The 25,569-nt window shown below is 67.1% G+C and carries 19 protein-coding genes and 1 riboswitch; of the genes, 5 read left to right on the top strand and 14 right to left on the bottom strand.

Features of this window, described 5'->3' with window-relative positions; translation table 11 throughout:
- Positions 1 to 30 precede the first annotated feature (30 nt).
- Positions 31 to 228 (bottom strand): sulfur carrier protein ThiS, encoded by a 198-nt coding sequence (gene thiS / locus H3H55_RS01765; RefSeq protein ID WP_027783340.1) that lies wholly within the window; start codon positions 226 to 228, stop codon positions 31 to 33.
- Between the two features lie 32 nt (positions 229 to 260).
- Positions 261 to 1,397, bottom strand: coding sequence for an FAD-dependent oxidoreductase (locus H3H55_RS01760; RefSeq protein WP_193097508.1), 1,137 nt, complete (start codon positions 1,395 to 1,397; stop codon positions 261 to 263).
- Positions 1,398 to 1,622: 225 nt separating this feature from the next.
- Positions 1,623 to 1,745: riboswitch (TPP riboswitch) on the bottom strand.
- Positions 1,746 to 2,014: 269 nt separating this feature from the next.
- On the opposite strand from H3H55_RS01760, the gene H3H55_RS01755 reads away from it, so the two are divergent.
- The 4 genes from H3H55_RS01755 (at position 2,015) to H3H55_RS01740 (ending at position 7,256) form a co-directional block, all read left to right on the top strand.
- Positions 2,015 to 3,784: an ABC transporter ATP-binding protein/permease gene (locus H3H55_RS01755; protein WP_193097507.1), complete on the top strand. Its 1,770-nt coding sequence runs from the start codon at positions 2,015 to 2,017 to the stop codon at positions 3,782 to 3,784.
- Complete coding sequence (locus H3H55_RS01750) at positions 3,781 to 4,548, top strand: SDR family NAD(P)-dependent oxidoreductase (RefSeq protein WP_193097506.1); 768 nt, start codon at positions 3,781 to 3,783, stop codon at positions 4,546 to 4,548. Before H3H55_RS01755 ends, H3H55_RS01750 begins: the two co-directional genes overlap by 4 nt.
- Positions 4,549 to 4,684: 136 nt before the next feature.
- Positions 4,685 to 5,947 (top strand): MFS transporter, encoded by a 1,263-nt coding sequence (locus H3H55_RS01745; protein ID WP_129513542.1) that lies wholly within the window; start codon positions 4,685 to 4,687, stop codon positions 5,945 to 5,947.
- A gap of 25 nt (positions 5,948 to 5,972) precedes the next feature.
- A complete protein-coding gene (locus H3H55_RS01740; RefSeq protein ID WP_193097505.1) occupies positions 5,973 to 7,256 on the top strand; it encodes a D-amino acid dehydrogenase in 1,284 nt (427 codons plus the stop codon).
- Between the two features lie 85 nt (positions 7,257 to 7,341).
- Here the strand turns inward: H3H55_RS01740 and thpR are convergent, their stop codons facing one another.
- From thpR to H3H55_RS01710, 6 genes are all read right to left on the bottom strand, one after another.
- The gene (thpR, locus tag H3H55_RS01735; protein ID WP_193097504.1) at positions 7,342 to 7,908 is read right to left on the bottom strand and encodes an RNA 2',3'-cyclic phosphodiesterase; all 567 of its coding nucleotides are present in this window, start codon (positions 7,906 to 7,908) and stop codon (positions 7,342 to 7,344) included.
- Positions 7,905 to 9,395: an alanine/glycine:cation symporter family protein gene (locus H3H55_RS01730; RefSeq protein ID WP_193097503.1), complete on the bottom strand. Its 1,491-nt coding sequence runs from the start codon at positions 9,393 to 9,395 to the stop codon at positions 7,905 to 7,907. The genes thpR and H3H55_RS01730 overlap by 4 nt, the downstream gene beginning before the upstream one ends.
- Before the next feature lie 295 nt (positions 9,396 to 9,690).
- A complete protein-coding gene (locus H3H55_RS01725; RefSeq protein ID WP_193097502.1) occupies positions 9,691 to 10,662 on the bottom strand; it encodes a phytanoyl-CoA dioxygenase family protein in 972 nt (323 codons plus the stop codon).
- 169 nt (positions 10,663 to 10,831) lie between these two features.
- Positions 10,832 to 12,298 (bottom strand): glutamate synthase subunit beta, encoded by a 1,467-nt coding sequence (locus H3H55_RS01720; protein WP_048251422.1) that lies wholly within the window; start codon positions 12,296 to 12,298, stop codon positions 10,832 to 10,834.
- An 85-nt stretch (positions 12,299 to 12,383) separates the two neighbouring features.
- Positions 12,384 to 17,087: a glutamate synthase-related protein gene (locus H3H55_RS01715; protein WP_048251423.1), complete on the bottom strand. Its 4,704-nt coding sequence runs from the start codon at positions 17,085 to 17,087 to the stop codon at positions 12,384 to 12,386.
- Positions 17,088 to 17,375: 288 nt separating this feature from the next.
- Positions 17,376 to 18,089 (bottom strand): transposase, encoded by a 714-nt coding sequence (locus H3H55_RS01710; protein WP_193097501.1) that lies wholly within the window; start codon positions 18,087 to 18,089, stop codon positions 17,376 to 17,378.
- Between the two features lie 193 nt (positions 18,090 to 18,282).
- Between H3H55_RS01710 and H3H55_RS01705 the strand changes: the two genes are divergently transcribed.
- Positions 18,283 to 19,014 carry an OmpW/AlkL family protein gene (locus H3H55_RS01705; protein WP_193097500.1) on the top strand — a complete coding sequence of 244 codons (732 nt, stop codon included), beginning with the start codon at positions 18,283 to 18,285 and terminating at the stop codon, positions 19,012 to 19,014.
- Positions 19,015 to 19,177: 163 nt separating this feature from the next.
- On the opposite strand, the gene ugpQ is transcribed toward H3H55_RS01705, so the two are convergent.
- The 6 genes from ugpQ to H3H55_RS01675 form a co-directional block, all read right to left on the bottom strand.
- The gene (gene ugpQ, locus H3H55_RS01700; RefSeq protein WP_193097499.1) at positions 19,178 to 19,942 is read right to left on the bottom strand and encodes a glycerophosphodiester phosphodiesterase; all 765 of its coding nucleotides are present in this window, start codon (positions 19,940 to 19,942) and stop codon (positions 19,178 to 19,180) included.
- A gap of 28 nt (positions 19,943 to 19,970) precedes the next feature.
- Positions 19,971 to 21,056, bottom strand: coding sequence for a sn-glycerol-3-phosphate import ATP-binding protein UgpC (locus H3H55_RS01695; RefSeq protein WP_193097498.1), 1,086 nt, complete (start codon positions 21,054 to 21,056; stop codon positions 19,971 to 19,973).
- A 32-nt stretch (positions 21,057 to 21,088) separates the two neighbouring features.
- A complete protein-coding gene (gene ugpE / locus H3H55_RS01690) occupies positions 21,089 to 21,934 on the bottom strand; it encodes a sn-glycerol-3-phosphate ABC transporter permease UgpE (protein ID WP_129513535.1) in 846 nt (281 codons plus the stop codon).
- Complete coding sequence (gene ugpA, locus H3H55_RS01685; protein WP_193097497.1) at positions 21,931 to 22,815, bottom strand: sn-glycerol-3-phosphate ABC transporter permease UgpA; 885 nt, start codon at positions 22,813 to 22,815, stop codon at positions 21,931 to 21,933. The genes ugpE and ugpA overlap by 4 nt, the downstream gene beginning before the upstream one ends.
- A gap of 96 nt (positions 22,816 to 22,911) precedes the next feature.
- Positions 22,912 to 24,246 carry a sn-glycerol-3-phosphate ABC transporter substrate-binding protein UgpB gene (gene ugpB, locus H3H55_RS01680; RefSeq protein WP_129513534.1) on the bottom strand — a complete coding sequence of 445 codons (1,335 nt, stop codon included), beginning with the start codon at positions 24,244 to 24,246 and terminating at the stop codon, positions 22,912 to 22,914.
- 90 nt (positions 24,247 to 24,336) lie between these two features.
- On the bottom strand, positions 24,337 to 25,545 hold the full coding sequence (locus tag H3H55_RS01675) for a deoxyguanosinetriphosphate triphosphohydrolase (RefSeq protein WP_193097496.1): 1,209 nt from the start codon (positions 25,543 to 25,545) through the stop codon (positions 24,337 to 24,339).
- Between the last annotated feature and the right edge of the window lie 24 nt (positions 25,546 to 25,569).

Raw genomic sequence — 25,569 nt, 5'->3', positions numbered from 1 at the left:
CCTGGAAGAGCGGGGACGAACCGGCGGCGCTCAGCCGCCCGCGACGGGGTGCACGACGTCGAGCTTGTCGCCCGCCGCGAGTGCGCGCGCCGCATGCTGCGTGCGCGCGACGAAGTTGCCGTTCAGCGCGACCGCGTACGGCGGGCGCGCGCCGTACGCGGCGAGCGCGTCGGCCACCGTCGCGCCGTCGGGCAGCGTCAGGGTCTGTTGGTTGATCTGGATATCCATGAGGCTTCGTCGGATTCGGTCGGCAGCGCGCGTCAGGCCGGCTGGCGCGCGTCGTTGCGGTGATGAAGGAGCGTCGGCCAGCGCGCGGCGTCGCGCCAGGCGGCGAACGCGTCGGCATCGCCGAACGCGCCGCCGAGCGCGGCTTCGGCGCACGCGACCGCCGCGTGCGCGACTTCCGGTGCGATCATGAAGCCGTGCCGGTACAGGCCGTTGACGGCGAGCGTCGACGCGCCGTCCCAGATCACCGCGGGGCGATGGTCGGGCAGCGTCGGCCGGCAGTGCGCATTGAGTTCGAGGATGCGCGCCTCGCCGAACGCCGGATGCACGGAGAATGCCGCGCTCAGCAGTTCGAGCGCGGAGCGCACGCTGACGGGCGACATGTCCTCGCCCTCCACCTCGGTCGCGCCGATCACATAGAGATCGTCCTGCTTCGGCGCGATGTACAGCGGATAGCGCGGATGCAGCAGCCGCACGGGCCGCGTGAGCCCGATACCGGGCGCATGCACGCGCGCGACTTCGCCCCGGATGCCGCGCAGCGCGGGCAGCGCGGGTTTCGCGCCGAGCCCGCGGCAATCGATCGTGAAATGCGCGTCGGGCAGGTGCGCGTCGTCGATCGTGACGTGCCAGTGCAGGTCGACGCCGCGCTCGACGAGACCCGCGGCGAGCGCGCGCAACGCCTGGCGATTGTCGAGCTGGCCTTCGCGCGGCAGCAGCAGCCCGCGCGCGAAACGGCCCGCGAGCGCGGGCTCGGCCGCATCGACCTGCGCGCCGGCGAGCGTCACGAAGCCGCCGTCGAACAGGTCGGCCGGCGCGTTCGCGCGCACGCGCCGCTCGAACAGCGGCGCCTCCGCGCGGTCCGCCTGATGCCAGACGACGAGTGTGCCGTGATGCTGGAAGAAGACGGGCTCGGGCAACTCCGCGAGCCACTGCGGCCAGCGCGCGAGCGACGCGGCGCCGAGCTCGGTGATCAGCAGCTCCGCGCTCGCCGCTTCCGCGAGCGGTGCGAGCATCGCGGCCGCGATCCACGCGGCCGACTGCTCGCCATCCGGGCCGCCACGCTCGTAGAGCGCGACGCGACACCCGTCGCCCGCGAGCCGCCATGCGATCAGGCGGCCGACGAGGCCACCGCCGAGCACCGCGACATCCGGCCGTGAATCGGGAACGTTCATCGCGCCCCCTCCGCGCGAGCGCGCACGACGAACGTCGACGCGCACGCGCCGTCCCGTGCGAACGCACGCGACATCGGGCCGGGAGCCATGCAAAAGACTGAAGATTGTGCGGTCATCATTCCTTCCGTAACGCGCAATGCGCGTACCCAAAAGGACGAAACCGGCAGCAAAGGCCGGCCGGGCGGGACTCGGGCGCTGACCATGTGGGATGGCGGCCAGCGCGGCCCGGCGGGATCAGAAACTTCCCTCGCCGGTATTACCCGGATCGGGTGCGAAGGGTCTTTCTCAGCCTCGCTGCATCGCCTGGAACATCCGCCGGCCGCGCACGAAGCACCCCTGTTTCGTCGTCGGCCATTAGACCATAAAAGCGGAAAGCGCCGCAAACTGTCCCCATGCGGCAAATTCGCCGTCGCGTCGCGCCGCTCTGGCACAATGCCCGCAGGCCGGCCGCGCGAGCGGCCGGTTGCCGCGTCACCGCCGGCCCTTAAGTGCCGTTTAAGACGCGCGGGCGACCATCCGTGCGCCCGCCGTCAGTCGGCGCCGCGCCCCGGCATGCCGTATCGCGGCGCGCGCCCGGCTTCGCCCGGCCCGCGCGCCGGCTACTCATCAGGAAGCACATGACCCAATCGATCGATCCCGTCCGCTCCGCCTCCGACGCGCCACAGGACGAGCGCCCGGTATCCGCGTGGAGCCTCATCAAGCCCTACTGGGTATCGTCCGAATGGAAAATCGCGTGGACGCTGCTCGTCACGATCATCGTGATCAATCTCTGCAACGTCTGGATCACCGTGCAGTTGAACAAGTGGAACGCGCAGTTCTATAACGCACTGCAGACGAAGGACGTCCACGATTTCCCGCACCTGATGATGCAGTTCTCAATGCTCGCGTTCGGCTTCATCATCCTCGCCGTGTACGGACTGTACTTGCGCCAGATGCTCGGCTTTCGCTGGCGGCAATGGCTGACCGAGCGCTTCCTCGGCGAATGGCTCGGCGACCGCGCGTTCTACCGGATTGAGCGCGACCGCCTCGCCGACAACCCCGACCAGCGCGTCGCCGACGACTTGCAGTCGTTCGCGACCACGACGCTCGCGCTGTCGCTCGATCTGCTGTCGACGGTCGTCACGCTCGCGTCGTTCATCACGATCCTCTGGACGCTCGGCGGTGCGTTGACGCTCTCGCTCGGCGCCACGCCGATCTCGATTCCCGGCTACATGGTGTGGGCGGCCGCGCTGTACGCGGTGGTCGGCTCGGTCGTGATCCAGAAGGTCGGTCATCCGCTCGTGTCGATCAACTACCAGCAGCAGCGCGTCGAGGCGGACTTTCGCTTCGGGCTGATCCGCGTGCGCGAAAATGCCGAGCAGATCGCCTTCTACGACGGCGAGGTCACCGAGAACCGCAATGCGCAGGGCATCTTCCTGCGCATCCGCGACAACTGGTGGCGCGTGATGAAATACACAAAGCGTCTGACGTTCGTGAACGCCTTCTATGGACAGATCGCGATCATCTTCCCGTTCGTCGTCGCCGCGCCGCGCTACTTCGCGGGTGCGTTCACGCTCGGCGTGCTGATGCAGATCTCGTCGGCATTCGGCACGGTCAGCGACTCCTTCTCCTGGTTCCTCAACAGCTATCGCACGCTCGTCGAATGGCGCGCCACCGTCAACCGTCTGCGCGAATTCAAGCGCGTGATGGGCACGTCGCACCTGAAGGAAAGCCTGTCGCCCGCGACCGAGCACGGCGGCATCAACCTGCACTACATCGACGGCGCGAAGCTGTCGACGTCGTCGCTCAAGCTCGCGCTGCCGAACGGCAACGCGCTCGCGAACATCGGCAGCGTCACGATCGAGCCCGGCTCGCGCTGGCTCGTGATCGGCAAGTCGGGTTCCGGCAAGAGCACGTTCATGCGTGCGCTCGCAGGCCTGTGGCCGTTCGGCGACGGCGCGATCGACGCGCCGGTCGGCGCGCGGATGATGTTCGTGCCGCAAACGAGCTATTTGCCGATCGGCACGCTGAAGGCCGCGCTCACCTATCCGGCGACGCCCGACACGTTCAGCGACGACGCCTGCCGCGACGCGCTGCGCGCATGCCGACTCGAGGATTACGTCGAGCGCCTCGACGAGACCGCGCACTGGACCCGCGTGCTGTCGCCGGGCGAACAGCAGCGCCTGGCCGGTGCGCGCGTGCTGCTGCACAAGCCCGACTTCCTGTTCCTCGACGAAGCCACCAGCGCGCTCGACGCCGACAACGAGGCACGCCTCTACCACCTGTTCGCCGAACGGCTGCCGAAGGCCGCGATCGTCAGCATCGCGCACCGCGAATCGCTGGCCGCGTTCCACGGCGGCACGATCCACGTCGAGCGCGTGAACAACAGCGACAAGGTCGCGGCGTGAGTGCACGCGCCGCGCGCATCGCACTGATCACCGGCGCAGGTTCGGGGATCGGCGCGGCGCTCGCGCGGCGGCTCGCGGCGCCCGGCATCGCGCTGGCGCTGCACGCGCGCGGCGCCGACGACGCGGCGCGAGCCCGGCTCGCCGAAGTCGCGCGCGCCTGCACGGCGGCCGGCGCGGCGTGCATCACGCTCACCGGCGATCTCGCCGCACCGGGCGTCGCGGCCACGCTCGTCGATGCAACCGCCACGCACTTCGGCGGGCTCGACCAGCTCGTCGCGAACGCCGGCTTCGCCGCGCGGCAGGCCTTTTCCGATCTTTCCGCAGACACGCTCGCGTCCGCCTTCGCGGCGATGCCCGGCGCGTTTTCCGCGCTCGCGGGCCACGCACGGCCGCTGCTCGAAGCGTCGGCCGCGCCGCGGATCGTCGCGGTCAGTTCGTTCGTCGCGCACCGCTACCGCGCCGATGCGCCGTTCGCGGCGACCGCCGCCGCAAAGGCCGCGCTCGAATCGCTCGTGCGCACCGCGGCGGTCGAATTCGCCGCGCATGGCATCACCGTCAATGCGGTCGCGCCGGGCTTCACACGCAAGGATCACGGTCCGAGCGCCGGCAACGCCGACGCGTGGGCGCAAGCCGAACAGGCGACCCCGCTCGGCCGGATCGCCGAACCCGACGACGTCGCCGCATTGATCGCGTTCCTGCTGTCGGACGCGGCGCGGCAGATTACCGGCCAGGTCGTCCACATCGACGGCGGCCTGACGCTCTGACGCGGCGTCGCCCTTCCTTCCCGCCTCCCCGTTTTCCTGCACGAACCCGCATCAGCCTTTTTTTGGCCGGCCCCATCGCGACCGTAAAATAACCGCCACGCGGCAGCGCGAGACGAGACAACAGGGGACGGCAAGCATGCAGGCATTCCAGTGGTTCAACGAATTGTCGTCGCGCGAGCGCAAGACGCTGTACGCCGGATTCGGCGGCTACGCGGTCGATGCGTTCGATTTCATGATCTATTCGTTCCTGATTCCGACGCTGATCGCGACCTGGGGCATGTCGAAGAGCGAGGCCGGGATGATCGCGACGAGTTCGCTGATCTCGTCGGCGATCGGCGGCTGGGTCGCCGGCATCCTCGCCGACCGCTACGGCCGCGTGCGCGTGCTGCAGTGGACGATCGCGACGTTCGCACTGTTCACGTGCCTGTCCGGTTTCACGCACTCGTTCTGGCAGCTGCTTGCGACGCGCACGCTGCAGGGCTTCGGCTTCGGCGGTGAATGGTCGGTCGTGACGATCATGATGGCCGAGACGATCCGCTCGCCCGAGCATCGCGCGAAGGCCGTCGGCACCGTGCAGAGCAGCTGGTCGTTCGGCTGGGCCGCGGCCGCGATCCTCTACTGGGCGTTCTTCGCGCTGCTGCCCGAGCAGGTCGCGTGGCGCGCATGCTTCTGGATCGGCATCGTGCCCGCGCTGTGGATCCTCTATATCCGCCGCAATGTCAGCGATCCGGACATCTACACGGCCACGCGCCGCGCGCGCGACGAAGGCCGCGTGTCGGGCCACTTCCTCGAGATCTTCTCGCCGCCGCACCTGCGCGCGACGCTGTTCGGCAGCGCACTGTGCACCGGGATGCTCGGCGGCTACTACGCGATCACGACCTGGCTGCCCACCTACCTCAAAACCGTCCGCCACCTGTCGGTGTTCAACACGAGCGGTTATCTCGTCGTGTTGATCGTCGGCTCGTTCGTCGGTTACGTGGTCGGCGCGATCCTGTCCGACCGGCTCGGTCGCCGCGCGTCGTTCATCCTGTTCGCGATCGGCTCGTTCTCGCTCGGCATGGCGTACACGATGCTGCCGATCACCGATACCGCGATGCTGCTGCTCGGTTTTCCGCTCGGCATCGTCGTGCAGGGCATTTTCGCGGGCGTCGGCGCATACCTGTCGGAGCTGTATCCGGGCGCGATCCGCGGCTCGGGCCAGGGCTTCTGCTACAACCTCGGCCGCGGGCTCGGCTCGTTCTTCCCGATCCTCGTCGGCTCGCTGTCGCAGTCGATGTCGCTCGTGAAAGCGATCGGCCTCGTCGCCGGTGGCGGCTACCTGCTCGTGATCGTCGCCGCACTCGTGCTGCCGGAAACGCGCGGCAAGTCGCTCGTCGACGAGCCGGCCGTCGCATCGTGAGCGCCCGCATCGTTTTGGAAACCGCATGCACGTGATCGTTCTCGGCGCCGGCGTGATCGGCGTCACCACCGCCTGGCACCTGCGCGAAGCAGGCTGCGACGTCACCGTGATCGAACGCGAGGCCGATGTCGCACAGGCGACGAGCCTCGGCAACGCGGGCGTGATCGCGCCCGGCTACGTGACGCCGTGGGCCGCCCCCGGCATGCCAGGCAAGATCCTCAAGTACCTGTTCAAGCCCGCATCGCCGCTGATCTTCCGGCCGACGCTCGATGCCGCGCAGTGGCGCTGGATCGCGCGCTGGCTGCGCGAATGCGAATTCGAGCGGTTCCGCGTGAACAAGCAGCGGATGCAGCGCATCGCGTATTACAGCCGCGCGTGCCTGCATGAGTTTCGCGAGCGTTATCCGTTCGACTATGGCGCGAGCCGCGGCTACCTGCAGCTGCTGCGCGGCGCGTTCGACGTCGAGATGGTGCAGCCCGCGCTGAAGGTGCTGCGCGACGCCGGCATCGCGTTTCGCGAACTCGACGCGGCCGGCTGCACGGCGATCGAGCCGGGCCTGCGCTGGGCGCGGCAGACGCCCGTCGGCGGCATCTACCTGCCCGACGACGAAGCCGGCGACTGCGCGCGCTTCACGCGCGAACTGCGCTCATTGTGCGAGGCGAACGGCGTGACGTTCCGCTTTCGCACCGAGATCCGCGCGCTCGACGTCGCGGGCGGCAAGGTGCGCGGCGTGCGGGTCGCATCGGTCGACGAAGGCGCCACCGCACGTGGTGACGTCCCGCTCGCGGCCGACGCGATCGTCGTCGCACTCGGCGTCGACAGCGCCGGCCTGCTGCGCCCGCACGGCATCGACGTGCCGCTGTATCCGGTGAAGGGTTACTCGGCGACGCTCGCGGTCGTCGACGACGAAAAGGCACCGCGCGCCGCGCTGATGGACGAATCGCTGAAGACGGCGATCACGCGCTTCGGCCCGACGCTGCGTGTCGCGGGCACCGCGGAACTCGGCAACCGGCACGCGGCGCTGCGGCAGCAGGCGCTCGATACGCTGATGAAGGTGCTCGACGACTGGTTTCCGCACGCGGCCGATCGCGCGTCGGCGCGCTTCTGGGTCGGCCGCCGGCCGATGACGCCCGACGGGCCGCCGCTGCTCGGCGCGAGCGGGATCGACGGGCTCTGGCTCAACGTCGGCCACGGCTCGACGGGCTGGGCGATGTCGATGGGTTCGGGGAAGGTGCTGGCGGACCTCGTCACGGGGCGCGAACCGGAGATCGACCTGTCGGGCCTGACGCTCGCGCGTTACGACCGGTAGGCTCGGCACCGGGCAACGCCGTCGACGCAATGCGCGGGCGCGATACGCGCAGCGTGCGGCCATCGCGGTGTGTCGCGAGAACCGCTCAACCCGCTGCCCAGCCTTCCGCCCAGGCGATCGGCGCCGATACGATCGGCCGATGCGATACGCCCTCGTGCGACAGCCGGCTTTCGAACAGCGTCAGCGCCTCGATGCGCAGCACGACCGGCCGCCCCGGCGCGCCGCCGTGCGCGGGCTGGCCGACCGCGTCGCGCGGCAGCCGCGCGAGCGTCACGTGCGGCCGGAACGGCCGCCGGTCGGCCGGCACGCCGAGTCCGCGCAGCAGCGTTGCCAGCCCCGCATTCAGCGCGACGCACGCGGGTTCGGCCTCGAGTTCCGCGACGATCAGCCGCGCGCGGGGCAGGCTCGGCCACCACGCGATCCGCTCGACCGGCAGCAGCGGCAGCGCATGCGCGGCCGCGAGCGCGGGCAGGTGTGCGGCCAGCGCGTCGCAACGTTCCCGTTCGATCGCGCCGATGAACGCGAGCGTCATGTGCAGTTGCGCGGGCAACGTGCGCCGCGCACCACGGGTGACCGGCAACGCGTGCAGCGCGTCGCGCGATGCCGCATCGGGCATCAGCGCGACGAACGCACGGAGCCGGTCGCCGTTCATGACTCGCTCACCGCGGCACGCGGCGCGCGCGCCGGATCGGCCGAAACGGGACGCTGCGGCAGCGGGCCGTGCTCGCCCCACACGTCGGCCGGCAGCACGCGTGCAAGTTCGGGGATCGTGTTGCGCGTGAACACCGGATCGGCGATGCCTGCCGCGCGCTGGCGGCGATAGTCGGCCCACGCAGCGTGCGCATACTTGCCGAGCGCGAGGATCGCGATCAGGTTGATGATCGCCATCAGCCCCATGCTCGTATCGGCCATCGCCCACACGAGCGGCAGTTGCCCGACGCTGCCGAACATCACCATCCCGAGCACCGCGACGCGGAACAGCGGCAGCACGCCGCGCCGCTTCGTGATGAATTCGACGTTGCCTTCCGCATACGCGTAGTTGCCGATCACCGACGAGAACGCGAGGAAGAAGATTGCAACGGCCATGTAGATGCCGCCCCAGTCGCCGACGTGGCTCGAGATCGCACGCTGCGTGAGCGCCGCGCCTTCCATGCCGGTGCCGAGTTCGTACTGGCCCGACAGCAGGATCACGAACGCGGTCGCGCTGCAGATCACGATCGTGTCGACGAACACGCCGAGCATCTGGATCAGCCCCTGCGTGACCGGGTGCCGGGTGCTCGCGGTCGCGGCCGCGTTCGGCGCGCTGCCCATCCCCGCCTCGTTCGAGAACAGCCCGCGCTTCACGCCGATCGCGATCGCCTGGCTGACCGCATAACCCGTCAGGCCACCCGCCGCCTGCTCGAGGCCGAACGCGCTCTTCACGATCAATACGATCACGCCCGGCACCAACGTGATGTGCGTCGCGACCGCGTACACCGCCAGCGCGAGATAGCCGATCGCCATCAGCGGCACGATCACCTGCGCGACCGTCGCGATCCGGCGGATGCCGCCGAAGATGATCGGTGCGCTCAGCAGCACGAGACCGAGGCCGACCGTCTCGCGGCTCAATCCGAACGACGTATGGAACGCATCGGCGATCGCGTTGGCCTGCACCGCGTTGAACACGAAGCCGAACGCGAGGATCAGCGACAGCGAGAACAGCACGCCGAAGGCGCGCGAACGCAGGCCCGTCTGGATGTAGTACGCGGGGCCGCCGCGATAGCTGCCGTCCGGGTGCGAGACCTTGAAGATCTGCGCGAGCGTCGCCTCGACGAACGCCGACGACATCCCGACCAGCGCCGTCATCCACATCCAGAAGATCGCGCCCGGCCCGCCGACCGTCAGCGCAACCGCGACGCCCGCGATGTTGCCGGTGCCGACGCGGCTCGCGAGCCCGGTCGCGAATGCCTGGAACGACGAAATGCTGCCCGGCTCGCCCTTGCTGCCGACCAGTTTCATGCTGAGGAACAACGCCTTCAGCTGGATCATCCGGAACCGCAACGTGAACCACGCACCGGCGCCGAGCAGCAGCGCGATCAGCACGTAATTCCACAACACGCCGTTGACGGCGTCGATCAGCCCATGCACGAATGCTTCCATCCGGTTTCCTTGTAAATAGGGTCAGTTACATGCAGCCACCGCGAACGCGGCCCGAGGGGCGACATGATATGACAGTTTTCAAGGATTATTACAAAACGAAAGGAATAGAGATGCCGAGAAATTGAGGACGGATGTCATCAGGTTAGACGACGCTTCGCGAAAATGCGGAGGGCCGAACAAAGGCGGACGGTGAGACACGGAGCAGCGCTGCCGACGTTACGGCATGGTGTCGAAGCAATTCACCGGCTGTCCGGCGGCGCCTCGCCAACCTTCGCTTGCGCCACCGCCCCTCCAGTCAGCGAAGCCGCCATTCGACAGGGATGTCGAAGACCAGCCCGGACAATCCGCTGGCGAGCACGACTCGCGCGAAATGTGCCCAGGACGGATCGATGGCCGCGAATTGCTCGTATTGCAGGATCTGCTTGGCGATCAATTCGAGCCGAAGGCCGGCGGCGGGCAACATGTCGGGCTTCAGCAGCGGCGGATTCAACGGGCCCAGTGCCTCGACCTGCGCGCCGATCGACATGCTGATGCGCGATGTCTCCGCGAGCGTGCTGCCGCGGCTACCCCAATGCAGCAGGGACTGGCTCCACATCATCAGATCGCCGGCGGCGCCGGGGAGCGCACGGATATCCCGCACGTCGAATCCGGCTTGCGACACGCGATCCGTTCCGTGGTCGGGATCGCGATGCTTCGGCAGCAGCATCACGCAACCGGTGGACGAGTCGACGGGCGTCAACGGCATCCACAGCGACAGCGCGCCGGCGCGCCCGTCCGGCAGCAGCGATCTCGCCCCCGCATCGCGGTGCATGCTCCAGCCGGCCTGCCCCGCCTTCGCGCTGACGTGCCATACCCAGAAATCCGGCATCAGCATGAAGGCCGTGGTACCCAGCGCCGCCGCGACGACCTTCTGCAACCGCCAGTAGGTGAGCCAGAATTCGTCGCACACGAAAGCGAACACCGGCGGAATGCCGGTCTGCGCGAGGCTCGTCACCATGTCGCGCATCGCGGCAAGCGGGAAGGTGCTGCGCACGTCGTCGGCCGGCGTGAACTGCGCGAAGCCTTCAAGGGTCATCCGCTCCCCGATCGTGTCGACGACGCGCATGTCGACGTCGATCTGCCGCTGCTGCGCGACGAATGCGTGGTCTTCGACGTGTAGGCCTGGCCCGTGCGAAAGCAGCAGCGCAACGACTTCCTCCAGCCGAACGCGGTTGCCGTCGGCCGTGAAGCACGGGCGGGTGATTTCCGGGGCGTTGTCTCGAAACATGGTGTGCAGGACGCGATCGTGGTTGACGCAGGAATCGACCGTCGATCGGGCCGGTGCCCTGCACGGTGTCCCGTTCATGTTAAGCGGCAACCTGCCGGCTTTGCACGTAAAAAAACCGGGCGTCCTGTCGGACGCCCGGTTTTCATCGAAACCCGTCGCGCTATTCAGCTCAGCGCGGCAGTTCCGTATGCCCCATCAGGTACGCATCGACCGAACGCGCGCACTGGCGGCCTTCGCGGATCGCCCACACCACAAGCGACTGGCCGCGGCGCATGTCGCCCGCCGCGAACACCTTGTCGACCGACGTGTAGTACGAGCGATCGCCTTCGGTCGCCGCACGCGCGTTGCCGCGCGCGTCCTTCGCGACGCCGAACGCGTCGAGCACCGGCGCGGCCGGCTGCGTGAAGCCCATCGCGAGCAGCACGAGATCGGCCTTCAGCTCGAACTCGGAGCCCGGCACTTCCTGCATCTTGCCGTCCTTCCACTCGACGCGCGCCGCGATCAGCTTCTCGACCTTGCCGTTCTTGCCTTCGAGACGCTTCGTCGCGACCGCCCAGTCGCGCTCGCAGCCTTCCTCGTGCGACGACGACGTGCGCAGCTTGATCGGCCAGTACGGCCACACGAGCGGCTTGTTTTCCTCTTCCGGCGGCTGCGGCAGCAGCTCGAACTGCGTGACCTGCTTCGCGCCGTGGCGGTTCGACGTGCCGACGCAGTCCGAACCCGTATCGCCGCCGCCGATCACGATCACGTGCTTGCCCTTCGCAACCAGCTGGTCGACGAGCTTGTCGCCCGCGTTCACGCGGTTCTGCTGCGGCAGGAAGTCCATCGCGAAATGGACGCCGGCGAGCTCGCGGCCCGGCACCGGCAGATCGCGCGGCGTTTCCGAACCGCCCGCGATCACGACCGCGTCGAATTCTTCCTTCAGCGTGTCCGGCGAGATGGTTTCCTTCGCGAGGCTGCCGATCGACTCGGGCAGCGGATCCTTGCCGATGAACACGCTGGTGCGGAACGTCACGCCTTCCGCTTCCATCTGGCGCATGCGGCGGTCGATCAGCCACTTCTCGAGCTTGAAGTCGGGAATCCCGTAACGCAGCAGGCCGCCAACCCGGTCGCTCTTCTCGAACACCGTCACGTCGTGGCCCGCGCGCGCGAGCTGCTGCGCGGCGGCGAGGCCCGCGGGGCCCGAACCGACGACGGCGACCTTCTTGCCCGTCTTGTGCTCGGCCGGCAGCGGCTTCACCCAGCCTTCCGCCCAGGCCTTGTCGATGATCGCGTGCTCGATCGACTTGATGCCGACCGGGTCGTCGTTGATCCCGAGCGTGCACGCGGACTCGCACGGCGCCGGGCAGATCCGGCCCGTGAATTCCGGGAAGTTGTTGGTCGAATGCAGGACTTCGATCGCCTGCTGCCAGTCCTGGCGGTAAACGAGATCGTTGAAGTCCGGGATGATGTTGTTGACCGGGCAGCCGTTGTTGCAGAACGGGATGCCGCAATCCATGCAGCGCGCGCCCTGGACCTTCGCGTCCGCGTCGGTCAGTGCCGCGACGAATTCCTTGTAGTGCTTCACGCGCGTGAGCGGTGCTTCGTACGCCTCGTGGCGGCGTTCGAACTCCAGAAAACCGGTTGCCTTGCCCATAAGGTGCTCTTCTGTTCGGTGTATCGGGTGGGGGAGCCGCGCGCGGCAGTCATGCGCGCGCGGCATTCGCTATGTCGTTCGTCGCTCAGGCGGCCAGCACTTCCTTCGCCGCCTTCTTCGCACCGATCTCGCCGAGCGCGCGCTTGTATTCGTGCGGGAACACCTTCACGAACTGGCGGCGCGCCGCGTCCCAGTTTTCCAGCAGCGACTTCGCGCGCGGCGAACCCGTGAACTGGAAATGACGCTCGACGAGCCCCTTGAGCAGCGCTTCGTCCGTCGTGTCCGCATGCCAGAGCGCGCGGTCGACCGTGCGCTCCTGCTCGGCCGCCTGCAGCACCGGCTCGAGCGCGACCATCGACTTGTTGCACTTCGCCGCGAACGTGCCTTCCGGATCGTAGATGTACGCGAGGCCGCCCGACATGCCGGCCGCGAAGTTGCGCCCCGTCTCGCCGAGCACGACGACCGTGCCGCCCGTCATGTATTCGCAGCCGTGGTCGCCCGTCCCTTCGACGACCGCCGTCGCGCCCGAGTTGCGCACGCAGAAGCGCTCGCCCGCGACGCCGCGGAAGAACGATTCGCCTTCGATCGCGCCGTACATCACCGTGTTGCCGCAGATGATGTTTTCCTCGGACTTGCCGCGGAAGTCGTTGGTCGGGCGGATGATGATCCGGCCGCCCGACAGGCCCTTGCCGACGTAGTCGTTGCCGTCGCCGACGAGGTCGAGCGTCACGCCCTTCGCGAGAAACGCGCCGAAGCTCTGGCCGGCCGTGCCCTTCAGCTGGATGTGCACCGCGTCGTCGGCCAGGCCGTCGTGGCCGTGCTTCTTCGCGATCACGCCCGACAGCATCGCGCCGACCGTCCGGTTCACGTTGCGCACCGGCTGGATGAACGACACATGCTCGCCGTTCTCGATCGCGGCCTTCGCCTTCTCGATCAGCACGTGGTCGAGCGCGCGCTCGAGGCCGTGATCCTGCACGTCGACGTGACGCGGCGCGACGTCCTCGCACTCTTCCGGCTGGTAGAACACGCGCGAGAAGTCGAGGCCCTTCGCCTTCCAGTGCTCGACGCCCTTGCGCGTGTCGAGCAGGTCGGCGCGGCCGATCAGGTCGTCGAACTTCGCGATGCCGAGCTGCGCCATGATCTCGCGCACTTCCTCGGCGACGAAGAAGAAGTAGTTCACGACGTGCTCGGGCTGGCCCTGGAACTTCGCACGCAGCACCGGATCCTGCGTCGCGACACCGACCGGGCACGTGTTCAGGTGGCACTTGCGCATCATGATGCAGCCTTCGACGACGAGCGGCGCCGTCGCGAAGCCGAATTCGTCCGCGCCGAGCAGCGCGCCGATCACGACGTCGCGGCCCGTCTTCATCTGGCCGTCGGCCTGCACGCGGATACGGCCGCGCAGGCGGTTCAGCACGAGCGTCTGCTGCGTTTCGGCCAGGCCGAGTTCCCACGGCGTGCCCGCATGCTTGACCGACGACAGCGGCGATGCGCCCGTGCCGCCGTCATGGCCGGCGATCACGACGTGATCGGCCTTCGCCTTCGCGACACCGGCCGCGACCGTGCCGACGCCCACTTCCGACACCAGCTTCACCGAGATACTCGAGCTCGGGTTCACGTTCTTCAGGTCGTGGATCAGTTGCGCCAGATCCTCGATCGAGTAGATGTCGTGGTGCGGCGGCGGCGAAATCAGGCCGACACCCGGCACCGAGTAACGCAGCTTGCCGATGTACTCGGACACCTTGTGGCCCGGCAGCTGGCCGCCTTCGCCCGGCTTCGCACCCTGCGCCATCTTGATCTGGATCTGGTCGGCCGACGCGAGGTACTCGGCGGTGACGCCGAAACGGCCCGACGCGACCTGCTTGATCTTCGAGCGCAGCGAATCGCCGTCCTTCAGCGCGATGTCGCTGACGATTTCATCGCCGATCACCGACTTCAGCGTCTCGCCGGCCTTGATCGGAATGCCGCGCAGCTCGTTGCGGTAGCGCTTCTGGTCCTCGCCGCCTTCGCCGGTGTTCGACTTGCCGCCGATCCGGTTCATCGCGATCGCGAGCGTCGCGTGCGCCTCGGTGCTGATCGAGCCGAGCGACATCGCGCCCGTCGCGAAGCGCTTGACGATGTCCTTCGCCGATTCGACGTCGTCGATCGGGATCGCCTTGGTCGGCTCGACCTTGAACTCGAACAGGCCGCGGAACGTCATGTGACGCTTGGTCTGGTCGTTGATCAGGTGCGCGTATTCCTTGTACGTCTGGTACGAGTTGCTGCGCGTCGCGTGCTGGAGCTTCGCGATCGAATCCGGCGTCCACATGTGGTCTTCGCCGCGCACGCGGTATGCGTATTCGCCGCCCGCGTCGAGCATGTCGCGCAGCACCGGGTTGTCGCCGAACGCGTCGCGGTGCAGGCGGATTGCCTCTTCCGCGACTTCGAACAGGCCGATGCCGCCGACCTTCGACGCCGTGCCCTTGAAGTACTTCTCGACGAGGTCGCTCGACAGGCCGAGCGCTTCGAAGATTTGCGCACCCGTGTACGACATGTACGTCGAGATGCCCATCTTCGACATCACCTTCTGCAGGCCCTTGCCGACCGCCTTCGTGAAGTTGTAGACGGCCTTCTCCGGCGACAGGTCGCCCGGCAGGCCTTCGGCCATCTTCGCGAGCGTTTCCATCGCGAGGTACGGGTGCACGGCTTCCGCGCCGTAGCCCGCGAGCAGCGCGAAGTGATGCGTTTCACGCGCGGAGCCCGTCTCGACGACGAGGCCCGTGCTCGTGCGCAGCCCTTGCTGGACGAGGTGCGTGTGGATCGCCGACGTGGCGAGCAGCGCCGGAATCGCGACGTGCTCGGCATCCGTCTTGCGGTCCGACACGATCAGCATGTTGTAGCCCGACTTCACCGCGTCGACGGCTTCCGCGCACAGCGACGCGAGGCGCGCCTCGATGCCTTCCTTGCCCCATGCAACCGGGTAGCAGATGTTCAGTTCGTATGCGCTGAACTTGCCGCCCGTGTACTGGTCGATCGCGCGGATCTTCGCGATGTCCTTGAAGTCGAGCACCGGCTGCGACACTTCGAGACGCATCGGCGGGTTGATGTTGTTCGTGTCGAGCAGGTTCGGCTTCGGGCCGATGAACGACACGAGCGACATGACCATGTTCTCGCGGATCGGGTCGATCGGCGGGTTCGTGACCTGCGCGAACAGCTGCTTGAAGTAGTGATAGAGCGTCTTGTTCTTGTTCGACATCACCGCGAGCGGCGAGTCGTTGCCCATCGAACCGACGGCCTCTTCGCCCTGCTGCGCCATCGGCGCCATCAGGAACTTCAGGTCTTCCTGCGTGTAGCCGAACGCCTGCTGGCGGTCGAGCAGCGCGGCGCCCTGCGTGCGGCCGGCCGCGACTTCCTCGGCCTTCGGCTCGATCTCGTCGAGCTTGATGCGCACGGCGTCGATCCAGCTCTTGTACGGCTTCGCGTTCGCGAGGTTGTCCTTCAGTTCCTTGTCGTCGATGATGCGGCCGTGTTCCATGTCGATCAGGAACATCTTGCCCGGCTGCAGGCGCCACTTCTTGACGATCTTCGATTCGGGGATCGGCAGCGTGCCGGCTTCCGACGCCATGATGACGAGGTCGTCGTCCGTGACGATGTAGCGCGCCGGACGCAGGCCGTTACGGTCGAGCGTCGCGCCGATCTGGCGACCGTCGGTGAACGCGATCGCGGCCGGGCCGTCCCACGGCTCCATCATCGCGGCGTGGTATTCGTAGAACGCGCGGCGGTTCTCGTCCATCAGCGTGTGCTGTTCCCACGCTTCCGGGATCATCATCATCACCGCGTGCACGAGCGGGTAGCCGGCCATCACCAGCAGTTCGAGACAGTTGTCGAACGATGCGGTGTCCGACTGGCCCGGGTAGATCAGCGGCCAGAGCTTCGGCAGGTCGTCGGCGAGCACGTGCGACGCGATCGCGCCGGTGCGTGCGTTCAGCCAGTTCACGTTGCCCTTCACGGTGTTGATCTCGCCGTTGTGCGCGATCATCCGGTACGGGTGGGCCAGTTCCCACGCCGGGAACGTGTTGGTCGAGAAGCGCTGGTGCACGAGCGCGAGCGCCGACACGACACGCGCGTCCTGCAGGTCGCGGTAATACACGCCGACCTGGCCCGCCAGCAGCAGCCCCTTGTAGACGACCGTGCGCGCCGACATCGACGGCACGAAGTATTCCTTGCCGTGCTTGAGCTTCAGCGCCTGGATGCGGTGGCTCGCCGTCTTGCGGATCACGTACAGCTTCCGCTCGAGCGCGTCCGTCACCATGATGTCCTTGCCGCGGCCGATGAAGATCTGGCGGATCAGCGGCTCGCTCGCCTTCACGGTCGGCGAAATCGGCATCGCATGGTCGACCGGCACGTCGCGCCAGCCGAGCACGACCTGGCCTTCGGCCTTCACCGTGCGCTCGAGCTCCTGCTCGCACGCGAGACGCGATGCGTTTTCCTTCGGCAGGAAGATCATCCCGACCCCATATTCGCCGGCCGGCGGCAGCATCACGCCCTGCTTCGCCATTTCCTCGCGATAGAACGCGTCCGGAATCTGGATCAGGATGCCCGCGCCGTCGCCCATCAGCGGATCGGCACCGACCGCGCCGCGGTGGTCGAGGTTCTCGAGGATCTTCAGACCCTGCTGGATGATCTCGTGGCTCTTCTTGCCCTTGATGTGAGCGACAAAGCCGACGCCGCAGGCGTCGTGTTCGTTTTGCGGGTCGTACAGACCTTGTGCGGCGGGCACCGCGGCGAGCGGCTGCTGGTGGTCGTTCATGGGGACACCGTCGTAAAGGGGGCCTGGAGGGCCGTTGAACCATTTTTTGTTGCCGTCATCCCGCTCCCGACGGGAGACGGCGCGGCCGTCAGTGGCTGGGCATGCTTCTCCCGGGCCACCGGAATTCGGAATATACGCGACGAATCAAAGGAATAGCAACAAAAACCGCTTGATCGAACCCCAATTAAATAGATGCTTCGATCTGGTGCCATTTTATTGGGGCCGTATCGTTTTGGTGCAAAAAGAAGCGGCGCACGCAGCGCCGCCTCCTCGACCGCCGTTCCCGCGTTACTGCTGGATCGGCGGCGTGCTCTCACGCACCTTTCTGGGGCGTCCGCGCGGCAGCGGCGACACGCGCCGGTTCGCGGTACGCGCCGCCCACTCGCGGTAATTCTCGCCGCCGAGCACCCAGCCCTTGAGCGTCGCCTGCTGCAGCTGGTCGGCCTGCCGCTCGTCGAGCGGCTGCTCGCACAGCTCCTTGTACGCACGCTGACGGTCGAACGGCGTGTTGCCGAGCGCCCAGTAGAGCGGATGGTCGGTGATCAGGCTGTCGACGGTGAGCCCGACGTGATGCCGGTAGCTCGACCACCGATACGCTTCGGGCGTCGCGACGAGCTGCGCGCGCACCGGGCTCATCTCGACCACGCGGCTCGCGAGCAGGAAATAGCGCTCGCCTTCGATCACCGTCGCGCGATAGCGGCCTTCCCACAGGGTGCCGCGCCGCGAATAGCGCCGGTTGAAATGCGCGACGTAACGACGGCCCACGGCCTGCATTGCCTTCGGCAGGCTTGCCTCGTCGCTCGGTGTCACGAGGAGTTGCACCTGGCGCGGCAGCAGCACGTAGGCATGCACCGACAGGTGATGATCGCGTGCGGCGGCCTTCAGGCAATCGATGAAGAGTTCGTAGTCCTGGTCGTCGACGAACGCGGGTTGCTGATCCAGGCCGCGCAGAATCACGTGCTGCGGCTGGTCGGGAACGTAGAGTCGTGCTAACCGTGCCATGCTGAATGTCCGTTTGAACGCGTTAGGAAATACCCGTAGGTCCGAAATTGCGCACCTGCGTAGAATGCCTGTCCCTGCGGCGCGCGAAAGCGTACGGTCGTACGAATCCTAGGGAGAAAACTCTAACTTACGAGCTTGTTTGGTTTTAAACGCAGTCGTCATAATGAGCACGCCTTTGATCGGAGGAGACACAATGAAACGAAAACTGGCCATTACGGGGGCCGCAGCGCTCGCATTCACGTTCGCGGGCGGTACGGCACATGCACAATCCGCAGGTGATTTCTACGTCAGCACCGGCTGGCTGCACCTCGCACCGCAAGACAGCAGCGACCCGCTGTTCCTGTACGGCGTAGGCGGCACGCCCATCAACCAGTCGGTTCCCAACACCGGTGCCGGCATCAGCGATGCCGACACGCTCGCGCTGGCGACCGGCTACTTCGTGACCGACCACATCGCCACCGAGTTCATCGCCGGCATCCCGCCGAAGTTCGACATCACAGGCAAGGGCCAGTTCTCAAGTTTCGGTACGCTCGGCCGCGCGTACCAGTGGAGCCCCGCGCTCCTCCTGAAGTACTACTTCAACGACGCCAACGCGAAGTTCCGTCCGTATGTCGGCGTCGGCGCGACGTATATCTGGTTCACCGGCGCAAAGATCACGAACAGCTCGTTCGAGAACGGCGTGCTCGGCGGCCCGACCAGCGCGCAGACCAGCAACCAGTGGGCGCCCGTGTTCAACGCCGGCTTCACGTACAACTTCACGAAGCACTGGTTTGCCGGCTTCTCGATGTCGTACATCCCGGTCAGCGTGACGGCGACCTTCACGACGGCCAAGCGGACCCAGGTCGGTACGCTGACGGAAACGTCGAAGGCTCACATCTCGCTGAACCCGATCGTGACGTACCTGAACGTCGGTTACCGCTTCTAAGCGTAGTCGAATATTTGGGGAATGGTTAATCCTGCTGCAATTTGTAGCGGATTTTTCGTGACGTAACGTCTCCACGATGCAAAACGCCCCGGCAGATTCCCGTCGGGGCGTCGTTTTTTTGTCTCAGGGTCTTCCCGCACCAGCCATCGCGCGGGACCCGGCGCTACGCGATGTCGTCGAGCGCGCCGGGGCCGATCAGGTCGATCCGGTCGGTGCAGACCGCGTCGACACCCCAGCGGGCGAGTTCGCGCGCCCGTTCGAGGTCGTTGACCGTGTACACCAGGATGCGCAGCCCGGCCGCCTTGATCGCCCGCACGAGCGGTTCGTCGAGCCGTTTGTGGTCTGCGTGCAACGAAACGCAGCCGAGCGCACCGACGACCTGTGCATGCCAGTCGTCCGGCACGGCCTCGTAAAGCATCCCGCGCGGCAGCGTCGGCACGGTCGAACGCGCCTGTTGCAGCGCATCGAACGAGAACGACGACAGCAGCGGCGGGACGTCGGCATCGCGCCAGTACGCGGCCGCATCGGCCGCCACGCGCTGCCCGGTCTCGCGCTCGCGCCCCGGGCACGGCTTGATCTCGACATTCGCGGCCAGCCCGTGTGCGATGCAGCGCGCCGCCGCCGCCTCGAGCGTCGGCATCCGCTCGCCCGCGAAGCGTGCGTCGAGCCACGCGCCCGCGTCGAGCGCACCCAGCGCCGCATAGCGCATGTCCGCCGCCGCCCCGTGGCCGTTCGACGTCCGGTCGACCGTGTCGTCGTGCAGCAGGAACGTCACGTCGTCGGCCGACAGCTTCGCGTCGAACTCGACCATCCGGTGACCGCGTCGCGCGCCCTCGTCGAGCGCGGCGAGCGTGTTCTCCGGCGCGAGCGTGCCGCCGCCGCGATGGGCGACGACGCGTGGGTAGGGCCAGTCGGTACGGGAAGTCATCGTCGGTCTCTCGCCAGGTGCAGCAGGTTCAGTCGGCACGCTTGCCGGTCTCGGGATCGAAGAAATGCAGCCGGTGCGCGGGCAGTGCGGCCGCCAGCGCCGTGCCGCGCGCCGGACGGTCGGCGTGCGGCAGGCGCACCGCGACGTCATGATTGCCCCAGCGGCCGTGCACGAGATTGTCCGCGCCCAGCAGCTCGCACGAATCGACGGGCAGTGTCGCCTGCGCGACGCCCGGCTGCGGCGTCATGTGTTCCGGACGCACGCCGAGCACCCAGTCGCGCCCGGTGGCGATCGCCGCGCCGATGCCGGGCGCGCCGGCGACCGGCAGCGCCGGGCCGCCGCCCGCGACCGTGAAGGTCGCGCCGTCGTCCGACAGCCGGCCGTGCATCAGGTTCATCGCCGGCGAGCCGATGAAGCCCGCGACGAACACCGTCGCCGGCTTCTCGTACACGTCGACCGGCGCGCCGATCTGCTCCGCGTAACCGCGGTTCATCACGATCACGCGCTGCGCGAGCGTCATCGCCTCGATCTGGTCGTGCGTCACGTAGACGCTCGTCGTCGCGAGCCGCGCATGCAGCCGCTGAATCTCGAGCCGCATCTGCACGCGCAGCTTCGCGTCCAGATTCGACAGCGGCTCGTCGAACAGGAACACCGACGGCTCGCGCACGATCGCACGCCCCATCGCGACGCGCTGCCGCTGGCCGCCCGACAGCTCGCGCGGCCGCCGCGCGAGCAGCGGCTCGAGTTCGAGGATCTTCGCCGCCGCGGCCACCCGCGAATCGATCGTCGCGCGCTCGATGCCACGGATCTTCAGCCCGTAGCCCATGTTCTGCGCGACCGTCATGTGCGGATACAGCGCATAGTTCTGGAACACCATCGCGATGTCGCGATCCTTCGGCTCCAGCGTGTTGACGACGCGCTCGCCGATCGCGATCTCGCCGTCCGTCACCGTCTCGAGGCCCGCGATCATCCGCAGCAGCGTCGACTTGCCGCAGCCCGACGGGCCGACCAGCACGATGAATTCGCCGTCGGCGATCTCCACGTCGATGCCATGCAGCACGTGCTGCTTGCCGTCGTAGGATTTCCTGACGCCCTTCAAGCTCAGCGCAGCCATACTTGGTCTTTCTCCCGGTTGCCGTCCGTCATTTATTTCTCGGAATCGACGAGGCCGCGCACGAACCAGCGCTGCATCGCCAGCACGACGACGAGCGGCGGAACCATCGCCAGCAGCGTCGCCGCCATCACGTACTGCCATTCGGTCGCGGCGTCGCCGCTCGCGATCATCGTCTTGATGCCCACCACCGCCGTCGACAGCGACGCCTCCGTCGTGATCAGGATCGGCCACAGATACTGGTTCCAGCCGTAGATGAACGTGATCACGAACAGCGCCGCGATGCTCGTCTTCGACAGCGGCAGCACGACGTCCCAGAAGAAGCGCAGCGGCCCCGCACCGTCGATGCGTGCGGCATCCATCAGCTCGTCCGGCAGCGTCATGAAGAACTGGCGGAACAGGAACGTCGCGGTCGCCGATGCGATCAGCGGCAGCGTGAGCCCCGCGTACGTGTTCGTCAGGTGCAGCGTCGACACGACCTGCACGGTCGGGAAGATCCGCACCTCGACCGGCAGCATCAGCGTGATGAAGATCAGCCAGAACGCCGTGTTGCGGAACGGGAAGCGGAAATAGACGATCGCGTACGCGGACAGGATCGACATCGCGATCTTCCCGACCGCGATGCCGAGCGCCATTGCGAAGCTGTTGACGAGCAGGCGGCCGAACGGCGCCGTCGTGCCGCCGCTGCCGTGCCCCCAGATGTATGCGATGTTCTCGAACAGGTGCGTACTCGGCACCAGCGACAGCGGCACCGTGAACACTTCCTGCGCGTTCATCGTCGCCGCGCAGAACGCGACGTAGACGGGGAACACGATCAGCACGACGCCCGCGATCAGCACCGCGTGGCAGAACAGGTCGAAACCCTTGCGATTTTCGATCATGCGTATTGCACCCTGCGTTCGACGAAGCGGAACTGGATCACCGTGAGCCCGACGACGATGATCATCAGCACGACCGACTGCGCGCCCGAACTGCCGATGTCGAGCCCCTGGAAGCCCTCCGCGAAGATCTTGTAGATCAGCGTCTTCGTGCTCTGCGCCGGGCCGCCCCCGGTGGCCGCGTCGATCACCGGGAACGTGTCGAAGAACGCGTAGACGAGGTTCACGACCAGCAGGAAGAAACTCGTCGGCGACAGCAACGGCAGCACGATGTTGAAGAAGCGCCGCACCGGCCCGGCACCGTCGATCGCCGCCGCCTCGATCAGCGAGCGCGGGATCGCCTGCAGGCCCGCGTAGAAGAACAGGAAGTTGTAGCTCACCTGCTTCCACACCGATGCGAGCACGATGAGGAACATCGCCTGTCCGCCGTTCAGCGCGTGGTTCCACACGATGCCGCCCTTCGCGAGCGCATACGTGATGAGCCCGATGCTCGGGTTGAACAGGAACGCCCACAACACCGCCGCGATCGTCGGTGCGACGGCGTACGGCCAGATCAGCAGCGTGCGATACACGCGCGCGCCGCGGATCACGCGGTCGGCACACGCGGCGAGCACCAGCGACACGACGAGCCCGCTCACCGTGACGAGCGAGCTGAACACCAGGGTCGTGCGAAACGAATCGAGATACAGCGGATCGGCGAACAGGTGCGTGAAGTTCGCGAGGCCGACGAATTCGCTCGACGTGCCGAACGCGTCCTGCATCTGCGTCGACTGCCACAGCGCGACGCCGGCCGGCCACAGGAAGAACACGGCGGTGATCGCGAGCTGCGGCGCGATCAGCAGGTACGGCACCAGGCTCGTACCGAAGCGGGAACGGGATTGCATCGCGGATATCCGGTCAGGCGAAACGGAAAGGAAACCGCGCCGCCGGGCGGCACGCGCGCAAGCGCGGCACGACCGGCGGCACGAAGCGATGCGTGCTCAGCCGCCCGACTTCTCGAAGCGGCGCAGCAGCTCGTCGCCGCGGGAGGCCGCCGAATCGAGCGCGTCCTTCGGCGATTTCTTCTCCGCCCAGACCTGCTCGAACTCCTCGTCGACGACCGTGCGAATCTGCGGCATGTTGCCCAGGCGCAGCCCCTTCGTGTACGGCAGCGGCGGCTTGTTCAGCATCTGCTTGATCGCGGTTTCGGCGCTCGGGTTCTTCGCGTAGAAGCCCTGCTGGCGCGTGAGGTCGTACGCGGCCGTCGTGACGGGCAGGTAGCCCGTGTCCTGATGCCACTTCGCGGCAACGGCCGGCGAGGCCAGGTAGGCGAGGAATTTCGCGACGCCCTTGTAGGTCGCCGGATCCTTGCCGGCCAGCACCCACAGGCTCGCGCCGCCGATGATCGCGTTCTGCGGCGCACCCTTCACGTTCGCGTCGTACGGCATCATCCCCGTGCCGTAGCTGAACTTCGCGAATTTCTGCACGTTCGCGAGTGCGCCCGACGACGTCGTCATGATCCCGCAGTCGCCGCTGTAGAACTTCGCCGACGCTTCATCCTTGCGGCCCGCATACGTAAACGTGCCGTCCTTGGCCATCTGCTGCAGGAACGCGACGTGCGCGATCTGCTGCGGCTTGTTGAATTCGAGCACGGCGTCGGTGCCGTCGAAGCCGTTGTTGCGGCTCGCGAACGGCAGCCCGTGCCATGCGCTGTAGTTCTCGAGCTGGATCCAGCCCTGCCAGCCGGTCGTGAAGCCGCACGCCATCCCCGACTTGCGCAGCTTCTCGGCATCGGCCTTCACGTCGGCCCACGTCTTCGGCGGCTGGTTCGGATCGAGGCCGGCCTTCTTGAACGCATCCTTGTTGTAGTACAGCACCGGCGTCGAGCTGTTGAACGGCATCGACACGAGATGGCCCGTCTTCGCGTCGCTGTAGTAGCTCGAGATGGTCGGCACGAACGCCTTTTCGTCGAGCGGCACGCCGGCCTGCTTGAACACGTCGTAGACAGGCACGACGGCCTTCTTCGCCTGCATCATCGTGGCGGTGCCGACTTCATACACCTGGAGGATCGCCGGCGCGTTGCCGCTGCGATAGGCGGCGATGCCGGCCGCGAGCGCCTGGTCGTAGGTGCCCTTGAAGACCGGCACGATCTTGTAGTCGCTCTGCGACGCGTTGAACTGCTCGGCGATCGCGTTGACCCGCTCGCCGAGCGCGGCCTCCATCGCATGCCAGAACTGGATCTCCGTCGCGGCGAGCGCCATATGCTGCACACCGAACATCAGCGCGCCGCCAAGCGCGATCGAACGAACCACGGTCCCCGCAGGCTTCTTCTTCATCGACCTCTCTCCTATGAAAACGTTACCAACAGCGTGTGCAACATTCCCGTCGCCATTGAACCGGCGAAGTCTAGTGATCGTTTGTGACAGTCAGTTGTCGTTGATGACGAACAGGCGCTGATATTCCTTCAGCGCGAAGCGGTCGGTCATGCCGGCGATGTAGTGTGCAACAAGGCGCGGCTGCTGCGCCTGGTCTTCCGACTGGTACGGCGGCGGCAGCAGGCGCGGATCTTCGATGAACGCGTCGAACAGCCCCGTGACGACGCGCTGCGCCTTGCTCGCCATGCGCATCACCTTGTAGTGGCGATACAGGTTCTTGAAGAGAAAGCGCTTGAGGGCGGCCGCCTGTGCGGCAACCGTCTCGCTATGCGACACGAGCGGCGGCGCGGCGCGCACGTCGTCGAGCGACGCGGGCGCGACGCGCGCGAGATTGCGCGTCGTCTCGTCGATCAGGTCGACGATCAGCGTGTTGATGATGCGGCGCACCGTCTCGTGCACGAGCCGGCGGCCTTCGAGGTGCGGGAATTCGGCGAGCGCCGCTTCGTAGTGGCGCTGCCACAGCTCGACTTCCGCGAGCTGCTCGATCGTGATCAGGCCGGAGCGCAGGCCGTCGTCGACGTCGTGGTTGTTGTAGGCGATCTCGTCCGCGATGTTCGCGAGCTGCGCTTCGAGCGACGGCTGGCGGCCCTGCAGGAAGCGCTCGCCGAGCGCGCCGAGCTTGCGCGCATTCTCGCGCGAGCAGTGCTTCAGGATGCCTTCACGCGTCTCGAAGCACAGGTTCAGCCCGTTGAACGCGCCGTAGTGCTCCTCGAGCTCGTCGACGACCGCAAGGCTCTGCAGGTTGTGCTCGAAGCCGCCATGCTCGCGCATGCATGCGTTCAGCGCGTCCTGCCCGGCATGGCCGAACGGCGTATGGCCGAGATCGTGCGCGAGCGAGATCGCCTCGACGAGATCCTCGTTCAGGCGCAGGTTGCGCGCGACCGAGCGCGCGATCTGCGCGACTTCGAGGCTGTGCGTGAGGCGTGTGCGGAACAGGTCGCCTTCGTGATTGACGAAAACCTGCGTCTTGTATTCGAGCCGGCGAAACGCGGTCGAATGGACGATGCGGTCACGGTCGCGCTGGAACTCGGTGCGCGCCGCCGGCGGCGTTTCGGGATGGCGGCGGCCGCGCGACTGCGACGCGTGGGCGGCATACGGAGCGAGATGGGCTTCCAGCGCCGCCAGCGTCGGCGGCTCGGCCACCGGCGCAGCGGGTGCGCGGTTGGCTTCGGGCAGTGTGCTGCTGGATGTCTCGCTCACGTCTCCTCCATGTCAGGGGCGCCG

The organism is Burkholderia sp. Z1, from assembly GCF_014893795.1.
Classification (GTDB): Bacteria; Pseudomonadota; Gammaproteobacteria; order Burkholderiales; family Burkholderiaceae; genus Burkholderia; species Burkholderia theae.
The sequence above is the reverse complement of the archived record's forward strand: the minus strand, read 5'-3'. Positions and strand labels throughout refer to the sequence as shown.